General features: G+C 59.4%; 17 protein-coding genes. 11 read left to right on the top strand and 6 right to left on the bottom strand.

Translation table 11 applies throughout. The annotated features are described in order from the left end of the window. Positions 1 to 40 precede the first annotated feature (40 nt). The 3 genes from BLV81_RS15610 to BLV81_RS15600 form a co-directional block, all read right to left on the bottom strand. Positions 41 to 769 (bottom strand): TonB family protein, encoded by a 729-nt coding sequence (locus BLV81_RS15610; RefSeq protein WP_369823888.1) that lies wholly within the window; start codon positions 767 to 769, stop codon positions 41 to 43. Further along, entirely contained in the window at positions 769 to 1,176 is a 408-nt protein-coding gene (locus BLV81_RS15605) for an ExbD/TolR family protein (RefSeq protein ID WP_092357882.1), read from the bottom strand. Before BLV81_RS15605 ends, BLV81_RS15610 begins: the two co-directional genes overlap by 1 nt. A gap of 205 nt (positions 1,177 to 1,381) precedes the next feature. Beyond that, a complete protein-coding gene (locus BLV81_RS15600; protein ID WP_092357880.1) occupies positions 1,382 to 1,951 on the bottom strand; it encodes a hypothetical protein in 570 nt (189 codons plus the stop codon). A gap of 166 nt (positions 1,952 to 2,117) precedes the next feature. On the opposite strand from BLV81_RS15600, the gene BLV81_RS15595 reads away from it, so the two are divergent. The 5 genes from BLV81_RS15595 to BLV81_RS15575 all read left to right on the top strand — a co-directional run bounded on the left by BLV81_RS15595 (position 2,118) and on the right by BLV81_RS15575 (position 6,028). After that, positions 2,118 to 2,480 carry a MarR family transcriptional regulator gene (locus BLV81_RS15595; protein ID WP_092357878.1) on the top strand — a complete coding sequence of 121 codons (363 nt, stop codon included), beginning with the start codon at positions 2,118 to 2,120 and terminating at the stop codon, positions 2,478 to 2,480. A gap of 154 nt (positions 2,481 to 2,634) precedes the next feature. Beyond that, positions 2,635 to 4,062 (top strand): metallophosphoesterase, encoded by a 1,428-nt coding sequence (locus BLV81_RS15590; RefSeq protein ID WP_092357876.1) that lies wholly within the window; start codon positions 2,635 to 2,637, stop codon positions 4,060 to 4,062. Next, positions 4,062 to 5,309, top strand: a complete 1,248-nt coding sequence (locus BLV81_RS15585) for a cytochrome-c peroxidase (protein ID WP_092357874.1) — start codon at positions 4,062 to 4,064, stop codon at positions 5,307 to 5,309. The genes BLV81_RS15590 and BLV81_RS15585 overlap by 1 nt, the downstream gene beginning before the upstream one ends. A gap of 199 nt (positions 5,310 to 5,508) precedes the next feature. After that, entirely contained in the window at positions 5,509 to 5,757 is a 249-nt protein-coding gene (locus BLV81_RS15580) for a type II toxin-antitoxin system Phd/YefM family antitoxin (protein ID WP_092358044.1), read from the top strand. Next, entirely contained in the window at positions 5,747 to 6,028 is a 282-nt protein-coding gene (locus BLV81_RS15575) for a type II toxin-antitoxin system RelE family toxin (RefSeq protein ID WP_092357872.1), read from the top strand. The genes BLV81_RS15580 and BLV81_RS15575 overlap by 11 nt, the downstream gene beginning before the upstream one ends. A 35-nt stretch (positions 6,029 to 6,063) precedes the next feature. On the opposite strand, the gene BLV81_RS15570 is transcribed toward BLV81_RS15575, so the two are convergent. From BLV81_RS15570 to BLV81_RS15560, 3 genes are all read right to left on the bottom strand, one after another. Further along, a complete protein-coding gene (locus BLV81_RS15570) occupies positions 6,064 to 7,695 on the bottom strand; it encodes an NAD(P)/FAD-dependent oxidoreductase (protein ID WP_092357870.1) in 1,632 nt (543 codons plus the stop codon). Between the two features lie 225 nt (positions 7,696 to 7,920). Next, positions 7,921 to 9,741: an FAD-dependent 5-carboxymethylaminomethyl-2-thiouridine(34) oxidoreductase MnmC1 gene (gene mnmC / locus BLV81_RS15565; protein WP_255365255.1), complete on the bottom strand. Its 1,821-nt coding sequence runs from the start codon at positions 9,739 to 9,741 to the stop codon at positions 7,921 to 7,923. An 8-nt stretch (positions 9,742 to 9,749) separates the two neighbouring features. Continuing rightward, the gene (locus BLV81_RS15560; protein ID WP_176992851.1) at positions 9,750 to 10,685 is read right to left on the bottom strand and encodes a TraB/GumN family protein; all 936 of its coding nucleotides are present in this window, start codon (positions 10,683 to 10,685) and stop codon (positions 9,750 to 9,752) included. Between the two features lie 54 nt (positions 10,686 to 10,739). Here BLV81_RS15560 and BLV81_RS15555 point away from each other — a divergent pair, with 54 nt between their 5' ends. The 6 genes from BLV81_RS15555 (at position 10,740) to BLV81_RS15530 (ending at position 17,065) form a co-directional block, all read left to right on the top strand. Next, a complete protein-coding gene (locus BLV81_RS15555; RefSeq protein WP_092357866.1) occupies positions 10,740 to 11,438 on the top strand; it encodes an HAD-IA family hydrolase in 699 nt (232 codons plus the stop codon). A gap of 159 nt (positions 11,439 to 11,597) precedes the next feature. Continuing rightward, entirely contained in the window at positions 11,598 to 12,173 is a 576-nt protein-coding gene (gene slmA, locus BLV81_RS15550) for a nucleoid occlusion factor SlmA (protein ID WP_092357864.1), read from the top strand. 123 nt (positions 12,174 to 12,296) lie between these two features. Further along, positions 12,297 to 13,430 (top strand): ABC transporter substrate-binding protein, encoded by a 1,134-nt coding sequence (locus BLV81_RS15545; protein WP_092357862.1) that lies wholly within the window; start codon positions 12,297 to 12,299, stop codon positions 13,428 to 13,430. A 20-nt stretch (positions 13,431 to 13,450) separates the two neighbouring features. Further along, positions 13,451 to 14,506 (top strand): branched-chain amino acid ABC transporter permease, encoded by a 1,056-nt coding sequence (locus BLV81_RS15540; RefSeq protein WP_092357860.1) that lies wholly within the window; start codon positions 13,451 to 13,453, stop codon positions 14,504 to 14,506. Next, on the top strand, positions 14,506 to 16,308 hold the full coding sequence (locus BLV81_RS15535) for a branched-chain amino acid ABC transporter ATP-binding protein/permease (protein WP_176992850.1): 1,803 nt from the start codon (positions 14,506 to 14,508) through the stop codon (positions 16,306 to 16,308). The genes BLV81_RS15540 and BLV81_RS15535 overlap by 1 nt, the downstream gene beginning before the upstream one ends. Continuing rightward, entirely contained in the window at positions 16,301 to 17,065 is a 765-nt protein-coding gene (locus BLV81_RS15530; protein WP_092357856.1) for an ABC transporter ATP-binding protein, read from the top strand. The genes BLV81_RS15535 and BLV81_RS15530 overlap by 8 nt, the downstream gene beginning before the upstream one ends. Positions 17,066 to 17,081: the final 16 nt, after the last annotated feature.

The following is a 17,081-nucleotide window of genomic DNA, read 5'->3' as shown; positions in this document are numbered from 1 at the left end:
TTCAAGCAGCTGAGTGTTCCAACCGCCGCCGGCTGTCGCTCTACCCCGCGCCCGGGATGAATTCCAGCTCGGCGCTGAATCTATGTGTCGCTTCTCCAACCCAGCTGGATTCGGGAAACGCAGAAAAGGCGGCTCGGTTGATGGTTTTGCGGGCAGCTTCGTCGAGCAGCATGGAATTCGATGATTCTTCGATGCCTTGTTCGGCCAGGGTGCCGTCGCGATTCAGCACGAACCAGACCTTGACCTTGCCTTGCGGCCGTTGCAGGCTGGCCTCGCGGCCTGTCGGATAGCGCTTGATGCTGTTCAGATGTGCTCGCACCTTGGAGATATAGCCGGCCTCGGCACTGGCGCTGTTCGGTTTGGCTACGGGGGGCGCAGGATCTGGCGCTGGCGGCGCGGCAGGCGCCGCGACGGTTTTCGGAGGCGTCGGCGCGGCTGCCATCTCTGCGCTGGGGGTGTTGCTGACTGGTGTGGCGCTCACTGTCTGTTGCTGCGGCTGCCGGACCGGCTGCATCAGCGGTACCGGCAGCGGCTTGACCACTTGCGGCGGCGTCGGGCTTGGCTGCGGCGTGGGTATGGTGACGGGCGGCGCCGGAGGTTCCGCTTCCATCAACGCGATCTGCACCAGCGTATCGTCGGTATGCGTTTCAATCTTCACCGCTTTCTGGATGCCGGCAAAGAGCAGGATGGCGAGTATGAGTATCGAAGGCAAGGTTGCCAGCGCATCGCGAAATCGGTAGAAGAACGGCATGGTCGTCATTGCTCGCATCACGGCATGCGGGTGGCGATGGAGATCGATTCGAAACCGTTCTGTTTCAGCGTGTCCATCACTTCCACCAGCCGCTGCACCTCGACTCCGCGATCGCTGTTGACGATGACGTTGAGTTTTTCACCGTTCTTCTTGGCCTGATTCAGGCGCGTCGGCAGCTCGCCGATTTTGGTGTCGACGCCGTCGACCTGCAATGCGTCATTGAGACCGAGCGTGACGACCGCCTTGTTTTGCGGCTTCAGATCCTGTGAACTGCTGGCTGTCGGCAAATGCGTTTTCATGCCGAGCGCAGGAATTACGTTGAGGCTGATCAGCACGAAAAACACCAGCAGGAACATCATCACGTCGATCATGGGAATGATTTCGACGCGGGCTTTCCGCTTCTTTGGTTCGTCCCAACTACGCATTGCACTACCCCGATAAAAGATGCGCGGTGATAGCGTGAATTCGCTAACCGCTATAATTTCTATAACTGTCGGCAGAATAGCGAGGAATTATTTCGGCAGTATTACAATCGGTGGCGATGTGGCGATGTGGCGATGACGCTACGCAAGTTAGGCAGGCGATCGGCCAGGGCTGCGGAGATGGGCGCGCTGTGCGTGCTTTGCTTGCTTAACGGCGCGGCAACGGAACGAAAGACAGCAGGAGCTTGATCGCATAGACCACGATCAGAGAGCCGCTCAGGTCGCCGATAGACATCACGATCAGGCCCGACCAGAAATGATAGGAGATACCGCGCAATACAAACCACACCAGCTGCAGCAGCGGATTGGCGAGCCCGTACAACAGGATGCAGGCCAGCAGGCTGGCCGGGGTCAGATTGCTCAGCGATGGCTGCAGACGCATCTCCTGCAATGTGAATCTATAGGCAAGATAAGGCGCCAGCGCCGAGATGACGCTGTAACCGATGGTGGTGACCGGATCGCCGGGAAAGAGGGCGTAGAGGCTGGACGTCAGCAGCGAGCCGATCAAGATGCCGAGCACGCCTGCCTCGGCAAATAGCAAAGTACAGATAAGCCGTATCCCCGCCGGCAGATAGATCCAGGCAATTCCCTGGGTAAACTCGATGTGCTTGAATAGCCAGTCGTTGGTCATGTACACCAGTATGTAGACGATCACCGTGGTGGTGGTGGTCAGCAGGTTGAGGCGCAATTTCTCGACAGGGGACGGGGTAGTGGTCATGACGCGCGTATATTACCGAAGTATCTGCGCGGGTGCTGGAAGATACTTGCGACTGCGGTGAAATGACGGGTATTATCGATATAAAATTAACAGCGATTTAACAGCGTATCAACAACGATCTAACAACGTTAGCAGAGCATTTCTGGCAACGGCTTACAATAGTGCTATGGAAAAAAATAATCGACCTGCAAATATCTATGTGCGGTTTTTGCAACTGGCGAATGCGCTGCGCGGCTTGCCGTCGCTGCCGTCGCTAGACCCGTTGGAAGATCGCATTTTGGCTTTTGTCGCACGCGCAGGACAAGCCAAGGAGCGCTTGTCGGTACGCGACATGATGGCGCAAAGCGAACTCGGTTCGCCGGCCATGCTGCATGCGCGCCTGAAGTCGATGCGGGAAAAGGGCTGGATAGTCTTGACGGATACCGACGATACGCGCCGCAAGCAGGTAGAGTTGAGCCAGGCGGCGTGGCTGCATTTCGATAAATTGTCGAAGTGCTTGCTGCAGGCAACGCGGGATGTCGGCAAATAGCCGTTCCGGCCGTAGATCGAAGCTCGGAGCCACGTCATAAAAAATACGCATCCCTGCGTATTTTTTTTGTCCACTCGATGTAATGACTACGTCATATTTTTTTCTTATGATTCTTGATCATTCGACAGCATGAACTTTGACCCTGGTGAGCTATATGGACGTGACCAAGCAACTGTGGCGCAGCACATTTTCATTGGCTGCAACCATGAGCATAGGGCTGGCAGCCGCAGGTTGCGGCGGTAGCGACAGCAACAGCGTTGACGCTGGCGTAAAGGCGGCCTGGGTCACTGTCGGCAGTAACAACCAGGCTATCGTCAGGGTCATCACTAGCGACGCCAGCTGTCCCGAAATCCGTGACGGCGCCGACTATGTTGCGATGACTTTGCGCGCAGCGCCGGCCACGGCGGCGCTGCGCCCAACCGCCAGCGCGGCCGCCGACTCCAAGCCTTCAGTCTTTCCCGTCGCCGCTTGTGAATACAGCGTGCCTGCCGACAGCAGCGGTGTCACAGTGGGCTCTCGTTCTTTGCCTTTACCCAAGAAGGAGCCGCAGCGCGTGGTGGTGCTGGCCGATACCGGTTGCCGCATGAAAAAAGCCGATAACGCCTGGCAAGCCTGCGCCGATGGCGATGCCTGGCCATTCCCCGAGATCGCCAGCGCCGCCGCCGCCATGCAACCGGATTTGGTATTGCACATAGGCGATTATCACTATCGCGAAAACGCCTGTCCTGCAGATATCGCCGGTTGTAAAGACAGTCCATGGGGTTATGGCTGGGATGCATGGCAAGCAGATCTGTTCAAGCCCGCTGCGCCGCTGATGGCTGCCGCGCCGTGGATCATGGTGCGCGGCAATCACGAGGAATGCGCCCGCGCCGGCCAGGGCTGGTTCCGTTTCCTGGATACGCAACCGTTCGACGCCAGGCGGTCTTGCGACGATCCGGCCAATGACGGCTTGGGGAATTTCTCCGAGCCTTACGCGGTGGCGCTCGGTCTCGATACGCAAGTGATTGTGTTCGATTCATCGAAAGCGGGCCGGACAGCGTTGCCCACCAGCGATCCGCAATTCATCAAATATCAGGTGCAGTTCCAGACAGTCAACCGCCTGGCGGCGAAGGCCGGCGTCAACAGCATTTTCACCAACCACCATCCGATTCTGGGTTTCGCGCCATTGGCCGGCGCCGCGCCGGCGCCGGGTAACGCTGCTCTGCTATCGGTGATGCAAAGCGTCAATCCGACCGCCTTCTATCCGGCCGGGGTGAAGACCGCGATTCATGGCCACGTTCATGATTTCCAGGCCATCAATTTTTCATCCAACCATCCCGCCACTTTCGTCTCCGGCAACGGCGGCGATAATCTGGACGTGAATTTTGCCGATCCGTTTCCAGCCAACGTCAGTCCCGCTGCTGGCGTCATTGTCGACAAGATTGCGCATACGAGCAGCTTCGGTTTCATGGTGATGGATCGCCAAAGCAATGGCGCGTGGGCATACAAAGCCTATACGCGCAAGGGACTGCTGCTAACCACCTGCCTGCAAAACGGCAACAACATCAGTTGCGATAAGAGTGGCTATCTGGCGCCAAACTGATGCGTAGTCTGCGGCAGGCCCTGCTGTTAGCCAACGTGCTGCTGGCCGGCCTGGCGCCGTTCACGCTGCATGCCGCGCCAGTGAACACGCCGCTCTATCCGGAAATGCCGGCGCCGGCAGCGGCGCCCGCAGATCCTCCGGGACTTGTGGCGCTCGGCCGGCAATTGTTTTTCGATACCCGGCTGTCGGAACCGCGCGGCACCAGTTGCGCCAGTTGCCACGCTCCGGCACAGGCTTTTTCCGGCAATCACGGGTCACGGACCGGTGTCGCGCTAGGTAGCCGTCCGACCAGCCTGGGTACGCGCAACACGCCCTCGGTTTTGTATCTGCGCTATACGCCGCCGCGTTTTTTCTATCGGGATGACGATGCGCTGGCGCCGATTCCGTTCGGCGGCTTCTTTTGGGATGGCCGCGCCAATACCTTGGCAGAGCAGGTTCTGGGTCCTTTGTTTAATCCTCTGGAAATGAATAACCGCAACCCCAGCCAACTGGCGCGCAAGCTGCAACAAGCGTATGCGCCCGAGATGCGAACCCAGTTCGGCGCTGCCATATTTCAGCGGCCGGCACCAGCGACCCAGGCCGCCAGCCGCGCGTTGCAAGCCTTTTTACGCAGTGACGAAATGACGCCGTTCAGCTCCAGATACGACGACTATATCCGCGGGTGCCTTAAATTGAGCGCGGCAGAAATGCGCGGCCTGCGTTTGTTCAAGGACCCGGATAAAGGCAACTGCGCATCCTGTCATAAATTCAATGACAGCTCCGGCAATCCGGCGCGTTCGATGTTCACCGATTTTGGCTACGATGCGGTAGCGGTGCCGCGTAACCGCAGGATTGCAGAAAATCGCAATCCCGAATTCTATGATGTCGGCTTATGCAAAACCGCAGCCCAATTGCAATGGCCCGACAGCAGCCAATGGTGCGGCTATTTCAAAACCCCTAGCCTGCGCAATGTCGCCGTACGCGAAAGTTACATGCATAACGGCGTATTTAGCGAGCTGCGCGACGCCGTCGCGTTTTATGCAACACGCGCGACCAAACCGGGCGACTGGTATAAAAACGGCGTTAAATTCGATGACGTGCCGCCTGCCTATCGGGAAAACGTCAACATCAATTCGGTGCCATACAACCGGCGTGAAGGCAGCAAGCCTGCACTAAGCGATAGCGATGTGGATGATCTGGTGGCTTTTCTGCAAACGCTGACTGACGCCGCGTATATCAAGCAGCAGGCTGAATCCGCAAACAAATAAAGAATCTTCACCGAAATTGGCTAAACCATTCACTTCGCGAACACGAGACGGAAATTCAGCCAAGACTTACGGCATGCTTATAAATTGGCTGCAAAAGTTAGTCCATACTGGGCTTTTTCGCTAGGTGGACGATATGCATGGAAGTACTATGAAAGATGCTATTATTGGTGCTGTTAACAATACTTTTAAAAGTATTCCTATGGCGCACCTGATTCTTGCCGAAACGACAGCAAGCGTTTCCGAGTTAAAAAAAGACCCTATGGGAACCGTATCTGCCGGCGAAGGATTTCCTGTGGCGATATTAAACCGGAACCAGCCGGTTTTTTATTGCGTTCCAGCAAAAGCCTATGAAGTGCTGATGAACAAGCTGGAAGACATGGAGTTGAATGCAGTTGCAGATGCTCGGAAAGGTCAGGCTGTGGTCAAGGTCAAGCTGGATGAGCTTTGAACTAGCCTTCCTTGAGGAAGCATTGGGGGAATGGCGCAAGCTGGATCAGGACATGCGGGAGCAGTTCAAAAAGAAACTGGCAGAACGGTTGCTGAATCCCCGCGTCCCGTCAGCACAGCTGTCAGGCTCTAAAAACCGATATAAAATCAAGTTGCGCCAGGCGGGCTATCGGCTAGTCTACGAAGTGCGCGACAAAGAATTGATCGTAGTGATCGTGGCCGTGGGTAAGCGCGAGCGGAACGCCGTGTACAAGACAGCAGAAAAACGTTAAGCCTGCAGTCCCGCATTGTCCCCCATCGAGCAGGTTTACTTTTTGTTCAGCATGCTCAATGCGACCGCCTCCGCTACCCGGATCCCGTCAATCGCCGCCGACATGATGCCGCCGGCATACCCGGCGCCTTCCCCGGCCGGAAACAAGCCGGTCGTATTCAAGCTTTGCAGGTTGTCGTCGTGGCGCTTGATGCGCACCGGCGATGAAGTGCGGGTCTCGACGCCGGTCAGCACCGCGTCGTTCATGGCGAAACCGCGGATCTGCTTGTCGAACACCGGCAACGCTTCACGGATGGCGGCAATCGCGTAATCCGGCAGGGCGGCGCTCAGATCGCCCAGGTGGACGCCGGGTTTGTAGGAAGGAATCACGGAACCGAGCGTGGTCGATGGCCGGCCGGCGAGAAAGTCGCCAACCAGTTGACCGGGTGCATCGTAGGCGCCGCCGCCCAGCTCGAAGGCGCGCGATTCCCACTGGCGCTGGAAGGCGATCCCGGCCAGCGGATGGCCGGGGTAATCGTCTGGTGTAATGCCGACCACGATGCCGCTGTTGGCATTGCGTTCGTTACGCGAATATTGGCTCATGCCGTTGGTGACCACGCGCCCAGGTTCCGAGGTGGCGGCCACCACGGTGCCGCCCGGGCACATGCAGAAGCTGTAGACCGCGCGACCGCGGGCTTGACCAGATTCGCAGTGATGTACCAATTTATAGTCGGCGGCGCCCAGTATCGGATTACCGGCGCTGGGGCCGAAGCGGCAGCGGTCGATCAAGGATTGCGGATGCTCGATGCGGAAGCCGAGAGAGAACGGTTTGGCTTCGATATACACGCCGCGGTCGTACAGCATCTGGAAGGTATCGCGGGCGCTGTGGCCGATCGCCAATACGACATGGTCGGTAACGATCGAAGCACCGCTGGCAAGTATTACGGCGCGCACCTGGCCCTGGCCGTTTTCCCATTTGATGTCGATGTCCTCGACTTTTTGCTGGAAGCGGAACTCGCCGCCCAGCGCTTCGATGCTGGCGCGCATTTGCTCCACCATCTTGACCAGCCGGAAAGTGCCGATATGCGGCTTGCTGACGTACATGATCTCGTCCGGCGCATCGGCCTTGACGAATTCGGTCAGCACCTTGCGGCCGTAGTGCTTCGGGTCTTTGATCTGGGTCCACAGCTTGCCGTCGGAAAACGTCCCGGCGCCGCCTTCGCCGAACTGGACGTTGGACTCCGGCTGCAGCTCGCGTTTGCGCCACAGTCCCCAAGTATCCTTGGTGCGTTCACGCACCGCCTTGCCGCGTTCCAGGATGATCGGATTGAATCCCATCTGCGCCAGGATCAAGCCGGCAAACAGGCCGCATGGCCCGGTGCCGATGACCACCGGCCGCGTTGTCAGCTGGCCGGGCGCTTGCGCTACAAAACGGTAGTTGGTATCAGGCGTCGGCGCTACGCTGCGATCGCCCTTCATGCGCTTGAGGATAGCGCTCTCGTCCTTGAGATCGACATCTACGCTGTAAGTCAGGATCACCGCAGTCTTTTTGCGGGCGTCGTAACTGCGGCGGAAAATTGTGTAGCCGAGCATTTCTTCGGCGGCGATTCCCAGCCGCGCCAGAATCGCGGCTTGCAGCGCGTCTTCAGGATGGTCGAGGGGAAGCTGTATTTCATTCAATCGCAACATGGGTATTCCGGGAAATCAGGTGGGGACAGTGTGTGGTCGCATTGCGGCTGCACTATCCCGCAATTATTTTTATAAAACGACAATGCCGCGTGGCAGGCCGCCATTTTACCTTAGCGATGGCGTAATGGCAGCCCGGCTGGGAACAAGGCCCGCGCGGCGACTGGCGAATGCGGCCATACCGCTGGGATCGTTAACCAGCTGCAGGGCGCCTTTGGGGCGCCCTGTTTATTGGTGCGGGGGCATGTTGCGGCGTTGTTTTTTTAATAAAAACCGTGCCGGATCGAGTGCTGCCGCCAGATCGGCTTCAATCGGCAGCGGTTCTCCGTTCAGTTGCGACGCCAGGAATTCCGCCGCCAGCGGCGCCCATATCAAGCCGCGCGAAGCATAGCCAAGCAGGCTGTACAAGCCCGGAAAACGGGCCAGATCTTTCAATTTCGCTTCGCGCACTGCACATGCGCCGGTTTTATCCGGCAAGGCGCCGACCAACGGCAGGCGATCGCTGGCGACGCAGCGAAAACCGACACGTCCGGCCAGCGGCAATGCGCCTGCCTGCCAGCCCGGCAAGATGTTGGCCAGGCGCGCCAGATTGTCGTCCTGGCTGTCCTGGCGCAGCGTCTGCTGCTGATCCTCGTCATACGAAGCCCCGGCGCTGCACCACCCTTGGTAAGCCGGCGTCAGGTAGGCTTCGCCGCATATCACCGGCGCGATGGCGGGAACTTGCCCGGCTTCGATGTAAGTGATCTGGCCGCGGATGGCGTTCAAGGGCAGATCTTCTGCCTGGCGGAAATGCAGGGCGTCGCAGGCATTTGCCAGAATCACCACTGGTGCGTTGGCTATCTCCGCGCCTTGCCGGTCGCGGACGCTCCAGCTATCCTGCCCGCGTTCGAGCAGGGCCGCGTGCCGTCCAAAATGGGTTTGCAGACGACTGCTGCAGTCATCCAGCAGCGCCTGGCAAAGACTGCGCGGCCGTACCCAGCCGGCGGCGGGGAAGTACCAGCCGCCGCCGCTGACCGGGCAGCCGGCGAGGCGGCTCGCGGCGGCCTGATCCAGCCACTGTGCATAGTCGGCGGGGTAGCGCCAAAAATCTGCCAGTTGCTGCTGGCCGTCTGCATGTTCGGCGTCGCGGGCGATTTGCAGGACACCGCAGGCAGCGCCGGTAAAGGCGGTGCCGATGCCGCCCAGCCGGCGCCAGGCCTGCAGGGCAAACAGATAGGCGCTGCGGCTGAGACGCGAGCCGGGGTTGTCGTCGCGCGACAGCAACGGCATGAAAATGCCGGCGCTATTGCCGGAGGCTTGTTGCGCCGGCCTTGCATGGCTTTCGATCAGATCGACGCTCCAGCCGCGCTGCACCAGGCGCTGGCAAGCGGCGCTGCCGGCCAGGCCGGCGCCGATGACAATCGCGCGGCGGTCGCCATGAATCATTGCCGCTGCCGACCGTGCGCTAAAACGTGGTGCAAAACGTGCGCACGAAATTTTTAATTCAGGGTCTGATTCAGGCCCTCTATCGGCGTCATCTTCAAACACAAATCCGGCTTGCTGCAGCTGCTTGCGCGCCGCCGCTTCCAATCCGCAGATATCCAGGCTGGCATGCTGTGCAGCTAATTTTCCGAGGCCGCCTAGCACAGCGGCAGGCCATGTTTGCCAGCCGCGCCCGAGCACTCGGAAGGCGTCCACTTTGGCGACGATCTGACGCAGACAGGCGGCGCCATCGCCGATCATCAGCGTCAGGACCAGTTGTTCATGTTCCAGGAAAATCCGATGGAAACCCGCTACCGCTGGTGGCCATGCGAGGCACAGTTCGGCGTACAAGGTTTGCCACTCCGGAAATTTCTCCGAGGCTTGTTGCAGATCGTGGAGTGCTACAAGTTGCGGCAGCAGCGCCAGATAATGCAATTGCCGGGGACGTTGCGGATCGTCGCGCCATGCCTGCCAGGTCGCGAAAAAATGTTCGCCGCTGCCGAATTCGCACTCTAGCAGCACGAAGCTGTTCCGCTCGCGCCAATGGCGCGCGTGATCGGTCGGCAAGGTAACTGGATGCGGGATCAAGATAGGCGTCAATAAATCCGGGTTACCGTATAGCCGCGCTGCTCCAATAGCGCCAGCACGCTGTGCTGACCCACCAGGTGCAGCATGCCGATGCCGACGAAAGCGCGCGGCGTCGTGCCCGCCAGTCTGGCGATGCCGTCTGCCAGGCCAGGATTGCGCTCATCCAGCAAGGCGCGCTGCACGAATTTCCCGGTGAAAGTATCGTCGCTGGTCATGTCCGCCAGCATGGCGGTCAAACCCTCGACATCGCCGTTGCGCCACAGCGTGATCAATTGCAATGAACGTTGCGCTTTTTCCGGATCTTGTATTTCATCGATGCTGTCTTGCAGGAACTGGATCTGTTCAGCTGCAGTCAGCTTGCCCAGCAAGGACAATTGCTGTTCGGCGGTTTCCAGCTCAATCAGGGGTTTGCCGTGGCTTTTCGCAAAAGCGGCCAAGCTGCCGTCGACGCCATACTGCGGCAGATAACCTTGATAGCTGTATTCGCTGATGCCCAGCAGGGTCGCCAGCAGCCACGGTTTCATGTTGGCCACGGCGGCTGGCGTCAGGCCGTATCTTTCCAGCAGCGGATTGAGCTGCTGTTGCAAAGCTTGCGGCAATTCCGGAGGCAGTGACGTGCCATCGGCATAGATACCGTATTTGCTCACCAGAGCGGACAATCCCTGCGTATTGCCGGGATCGATTTCCAATGCTACGGACGAGGAGTGTTGCAGCGCTTGCAAGATTTTGTCGTCGAAGGGGTAAAAGTCGGCGCGGCCGACATGGATGGTGCCGAATACGTAGGCGCTTTGACCGGCGCGCTGTACCTTGAACAAGGCGCCGCCCTGGCGCGCGGGCGCAACTTGGGCTGGCGTTGCCGCCGGCTCGACGGCGCCGGCCTGGCTGCTCAGGGCAAGCAGGCTGAGCGGCAACCAGCACAATGTCACTATAATCTGACGAAGCACATTTTCTCCTTGATAATCCTCGATATAACGAATGCGAATGCACATCCCGACACAATGGTAACGAATACTACAGCGCTCTGGCTGTTCGATCTGGACAATACCCTGCACGACGCGTCGCATGCAATTTTCCCCGCGATTCACGACAATATGAACGCCTTCATGGCGCGCACCCTGGGCAGCGGCGGCGTCGATGCCGATGCCGCCACGGTCGATGCCGCTCGCGAGGCCTATTGGCGGCGCTACGGCGCGACCTTGCTGGGCCTGGTCAGACATCATCAGGTGCGGCCCGAGGATTTCCTGCGCGAAGCGCACCGCTTTGACGATCTGCAGAGCATGATACGGGCCGAGCGCGGCCTGATCAATCTGCTCAAGCGCCTGCCGGGGCGCAAGATACTGCTGACCAATGCGCCGCTGCGCTACTCGGGCGACGTCATGCGCCACCTGCGCCTGCAGCGCCATTTCGGTAAACATATTTCAATCGAATCCATGCATGTCCACCGGCAGCTGCGGCCGAAACCGTCGCGCCACCTGCTGCGCCAGCTGCTCGCCAGGGAAAAAATCCCGGCGCGGCGCTGCATTTTGGTGGAAGACACGATTGCTACGCTCAAGGCGGCCAAACGGGTCGGTATGCGCACGGCCTGGGTCACGCAATACCTGGCCGACCAGTCAAATGTGATAAAGCGCCCCAAATACGTCGATGTCAAAGTAAAATCGGTGCGGCAGCTAAGCCGGAATCTGCACCGCTTGCGTTGAGGCGATTTGCTCACGTAGAGCAGGGCAGAGTAGAAAGCGGCGGGGAAGCCGCGTTGCAGTAACTGAATGACGCGACTGAAGCAAGCGAAACAACTGAAGCCGCTTGCGCAGGGAGCAAGCGCAGTTTTTTTCCATCATTACTAAAATAAAATAAAAATCATGGCAACTACCAAACCCGGCGAGCGCAAACTCCAGATTCTGCAGACCTTGGCCACCATGCTGGAACAGCCCAAGGGCGAAAAGATTACCACCGCCGCGCTGGCGGGCAAGATCGAGGTGTCGGAGGCGGCGCTGTATCGGCACTTCGCCAGCAAGGCGCAGATGTTCGAAGGCCTGATCGATTTTATCGAGAGCAGCGTCTTCGGCCTGGTCAACCAGATTACCGAACAACAGGAAAAAGGCTTGCATCAGGCGCAGGCGATCGCACTGATGCTGCTCAATTTTGCCGAGCGCAATCCGGGCATGACCCGGGTCATGATCGGCGATGCGCTGGTGAATGAGGATGAGCGTTTGCAATTGCGCATGAATCAATTCGTCGACCGCATCGAGCTGGCGTTGAAGCAGGCTCTGCGGATCGCGGCGTCGCAAGGGGACGCGAATGAAGCGGAAGCGGCGTTACGCGCCAATATACTGACCAGCTTCGTGCTGGGACGCTGGCAGCGCTTTGCCAAAAGCCGTTTCCAGCACAAGCCGGGCGCCGACGCCGCGCAGCAAATTGCGTTGATGCTGGTTTGATGAATTCACTACGTAGCTGACGCCGGAATAACCGGCACCGAATCGATAGCGATCGATATCTTTACAAAAAATGGAGCAGATTCAATGAAAAAAAATTGGCTGGGAACTACCCTTTCCGCAGTAATGACTGTCGCGCTGGCGACCGCCTACAGCAGCGCCATCGCCCAGATCAAGGTCGGCGTTAGCGTCTCCGCTACCGGGCCCGCAGCCTCGCTGGGTATCCCGGAAAAAAATACCTTTGCTCTGTTGCCGAAGGAAATCGCTGGCCAGAAGGTGCAATACATCGTGCTCGACGATGCCACTGACAGCACTACCGCCGTCAAGAATGCGCGCAAGCTGATCAGTGAAGAAAAGGTCGACCTGCTGATCGGCTCGACCGCGGTGCCAGGTTCGCTGGCGATGAGCGATGTCGCCGCAGAGTCAGGCACGCCGATGATTTCGATGGCGGCTTCGGCTGCGCTGATCGAGCCGGTAGACGCCAAGCGCCGCTGGATTTTCAAGACGCCGCAAAACGATACGCACATGGCGACCGCGATCATCGCCCACATGGCTGATGCAGGTATCAAGAGCGTAGCCTTTATCGGTTTTTCGGATGCTTACGGCGAAGGTTGGTATCGTGAATTTTCCAAGCTGGCCGAGCTGCGCAAGATCAAGATTGTCGCCAACGAGCGCTTCGCCCGTAACGACACCTCGGTCACCGGGCAAGTGCTGAAGATGGTCAGCGCCAATCCTGACGCAATCCTGATCGCCGGCGCCGGCACCCCAGCCGCCCTGCCGCAAAAGACATTGAAAGAGCGCGGTTACAAAGGCAAGATTTATCAGACCCACGGCGTCGCCAACAACGACTTCCTGCGCGTCTGCGGCAAAGATTGCGAAGGCACCTTCCTGCCGGCGGGACCGTTGCTGGTAGCCGAGCAGCTGCCGGACAGCAATCCCGTCAAGAAATCGGCCATGGCTTATCGCAGCGCCTACGAAAAAGCCTACGGCGTCGGCAGTATTTCAACCTTCGGCGGACACGCCTGGGATGCAGGCATGTTGCTCGCTGCCGCCACGCCGCAAGCGCTGAAGAAGGGACATCCGGGAACCCCGGAATTCCGCGCCGGGCTGCGCGACGCTATCGAAGCGATCAAGAATCTGCCGGTATCGCAAGGCATCGTGAACATGAGCCCGACCGATCACGTCGGTTTCGACCAGCGTTCGCGCGTGATGGTGGAGATCGTTAACGGCAAGTGGAAACTGATAGGCGCTGCGCAGTAAAACGCAGCACAACGATATCTATGGATCTTTCAATCGCCGCCATCCTGGCTCAGGATGGCATCACCAGCGGCGCCGTATACGCACTGTTGGCACTGGCGCTGGTGCTGGTATTTTCGGTAACCCGCGTCATCTTTATCCCCCAGGGTGAATTCGTTGCCTTCGGCGCCTTGACCCTGGCGGCGATTCAGGCCGATAAATTCCCCTTGTCGGCGGCACTGCTGGTGGCGCTCGGCATGCTCAGTTTTATCCAGGAAGCTGCGACTGTGGCGTTCGGCCATCACGGCGAACGCCGCAAAATCCGGCAGATCGGCGTGGCGCTGCTGAAGTTCGTGTTGTTGCCTGCGGCGATCTATGTGGTCACGCGCTGGTATGGCCATGCGGCCCTGGCGATGCCATTGCAAGTCCTGTTGACCCTGCTGATCGTAGTGCCGATGGGGCCGATGATTTACCGGCTGGCGTTCCAGCCGCTGGCGGAAGCCAGCACGCTGGTCTTGCTGATTGTATCGGTGGCGGTGCATTACGCTTTGACCGGTATCGGCCTGCTGATGTTCGGCGCCGAAGGTTCGCGCACCACACCGTTTTCCGACGCCCGTTTCGAGATCGGCGGCTTGACCGTTTCCGGGCAAAGCTGCGTGATCATCGTCGTCTCGCTGCTATTGATTGTCGCGCTCTACCTCTACTTCGAGCGCACCTTGTCCGGCAAGGCTCTGCGCGCCACGGCCGTCAATCGGCTCGGCGCGCGCCTGGTCGGCATCGGCACCACGCAAGCAGGGCGCCTGGCGTTCACGCTGGCCGCCGCCTTGGGAGCCTTGTGCGGCATCCTGATCGCGCCGTTGACCACCGTGTATTACGACAGCGGCTTCCTGATCGGCTTGAAAGGTTTTGTCGGCGCCATCATCGGCGGCCTCGGCAGCTATCCGATTGCCGCCGCCGGCGCTGTGCTGGTGGGCTTGCTGGAATCGTATTCCTCGTTCTGGGCCAGCGCATTCAAGGAAGTGATCGTGTTTACGCTGATCATCCCGGTGTTGTTATGGCGTTCACTGGCCAGCAAGCAAGTGGATGAGGAGGATCAGTGATGCCGAAATTCTCTTTTCATAATTTGCCATTGATTGCTTGCGTGGCGATTCTGGCCTTGCTGCCGGTCTTGCCGACGCCGGAATTCTGGATCACCCTGGCCAACTACATCGGGCTGTACGCGATTGTGGCGTTGGGCCTGGTGCTGCTGACCGGGGTGGGTGGGCTGACTTCTTTCGGCCAGGCTGCTTTTGTCGGGCTGGGCGCTTATTCCACGGCTTATCTGAGCACCCAGCTCGGACTGTCGCCGTGGCTCGGCTTGCTGGCCGGCTTGTGCGTGACGACGCTGGCGGCGCTGGCGATCGGCGCGATTACGATGCGTTTGTCCGGCCACTATCTGCCGCTTGGCACGATCGCCTGGGCGCTGTCGCTGTATTTTTTATTCGGCAACCTGGAGTTCCTCGGCAAATACGATGGCTTGAACGGTATTCCTGCACTCAAGCTGTTTGGCATCGATCTCGACAGCGGCCGCAAGATGTTTTACCTGATCTGGGCGATCCTGCTGGCGGCGCTGGCCGGCTTGCAGAACTTGTTGAACTCGCGCTCGGGCCGCGCTATCCGCGCACTCAACGGCGGCGCCGTGATGGCCGAAGCGATGGGCGTCAACACGACCTGGATAAAAGTGCTGATCTTTGTGCTGGCGGCATTGCTGGCCAGCGTCTCCGGCTGGTTGTATGCGCATCTGCAACGGTCGGTAAGTCCGACGCCGTTCGGCCTCAACGCCGGCATCGAATACCTGTTCATGGCGGTGGTGGGCGGCGCCGGTTATGTGTGGGGCGCGATTCTCGGTTCGGCGTTGCTGACCTTGCTGAAGGATCAGTTGCAATCGCTGCTGCCGAAACTGCTGGGCGCCAACGGTAATTTCGAAACCATTGTCTTCGGTATCCTGATGCTGCTGTTGCTGCAGCGCGCGCGCGACGGCTTGTGGCCGTATCTGCGCCGATGGATGCCAAGCAAGCCGCCAGCACTGGCGCCGCAAACGGCTGCGGCATTGCCTGTCCGAGCAAGGCATGCGGCTGCCGACGTGGTGCTGGAGATCGAGCGCGCGCGTAAGGAATTCGGCGGCCTGGTGGCGGTCAACGACATGAGCTTTAGCGTCAGGGCGGGAGAAATCGTCGGCCTGATCGGTCCCAACGGCGCCGGCAAATCGACCATGTTCAACCTAGTGACGGGAGTCTTGCCTTTGACCAGCGGCGCGATCAAGTTCCGTGCGCAGAGCGAATTGCAGCGCATCTCCGGATTGCCATCGCGCCAGATCGTCGCGCGCGGCATTGCCCGCACCTTCCAGCATGTGCGGCTGATGAGCAGTATGACGGTGCTGGAAAACGTCGCCATCGGCGCCCATCTGCGGGGTCATCGCAACGATGTGATCGGCATTGCGCGCAGCCTGTTGCGGCTCAATCGCAGCGAAGAACAAACCTTGCTGTTTGAAGCGAAAAAACAACTGGAGCGCGTCGGCCTCGGGCATTTGCTGTATGAAGAGGCCGGCAGCCTGGCGCTTGGGCAGCAGCGGATCCTGGAAATCGCCCGCGCACTGTGCTGCGACCCGACCCTGCTGCTGCTGGATGAACCGGCGGCGGGTTTGCGTTATCAGGAGAAGCTGGCGCTGGCGGATTTGCTGCGCAAGCTGAAGGCGGAAGGAATGAGCATTTTGCTGGTAGAGCACGATATGGATTTTGTCATGAACCTGACGGATCATCTGGTGGTGATGGAGTTCGGCAGCAAGATCGCGCAAGGCTTGCCGGCCGCGATCCAACAAGACCCGGCAGTGCTGGAAGCCTATCTGGGAGGCATCGATGAATAATTCTGCCGCCCATCCCGTCCCGGTGCTTGATGTGCTTGACCTGCATGTTGCTTACGGCAAGGTTGAAGCCTTGCATGGCGCCAGCTTGCAAGTTGGCGCCGGCCAGATCGTGACCGTGATCGGCCCCAATGGCGCCGGCAAATCGACCATGCTGAACGCGATCGCCGGCGCCATGCCCAACACCGGCAGCATGCGCGGCAAGGTCCGCCTGCTGGGCCAGGATCTCGACGGCGTCGCGATCGAAACACGGGTTGCGCGCGGCATGTGCCTGGTGCCGGAAACGCGTGAACTGTTTGCCAGCATGACGGTGCAAGACAATTTGCTGCTGGGCAGCTACCGCCGCTACCAGGCCGGCGACCGCGCTTATGCCGACCAGATGGCGGTGGTGTACGACTTGTTCCCGCGCTTGCAGGAACGGCGCAAGCAGCAAGCCGGCAGCCTGTCCGGCGGCGAACGGCAAATGCTGGCGCTGGGACGCGCGTTGATGGCGAAGCCGCAATTGCTGATGCTGGACGAACCTAGCCTCGGCCTGGCGCCGCTGATCGTGAAAGAGATATTCCACATCATCGTGCGCTTGAAACAGACCGGCGTCGCCATCTTGCTGGTCGAACAAAACGCGCGCGCCGCCTTGCAGGCTGCCGACTATGGCTATGTGCTGGAAACCGGCGATATGGTGCTGCAGGGGCCGGCTGCGGAGTTGGCGCACGATCCGAAAGTGATCGATACCTATCTCGGACTGGCGAAGAAAGCCGGCTGATGCTGTGTTCCCGGGA

It is taken from the genome of Collimonas sp. OK242 (assembly GCF_900107095.1).
In the GTDB taxonomy this organism is placed as follows: Bacteria; Pseudomonadota; Gammaproteobacteria; order Burkholderiales; family Burkholderiaceae_D; genus Collimonas.
This window is presented reverse-complemented; position numbering and strand designations above follow the sequence as displayed.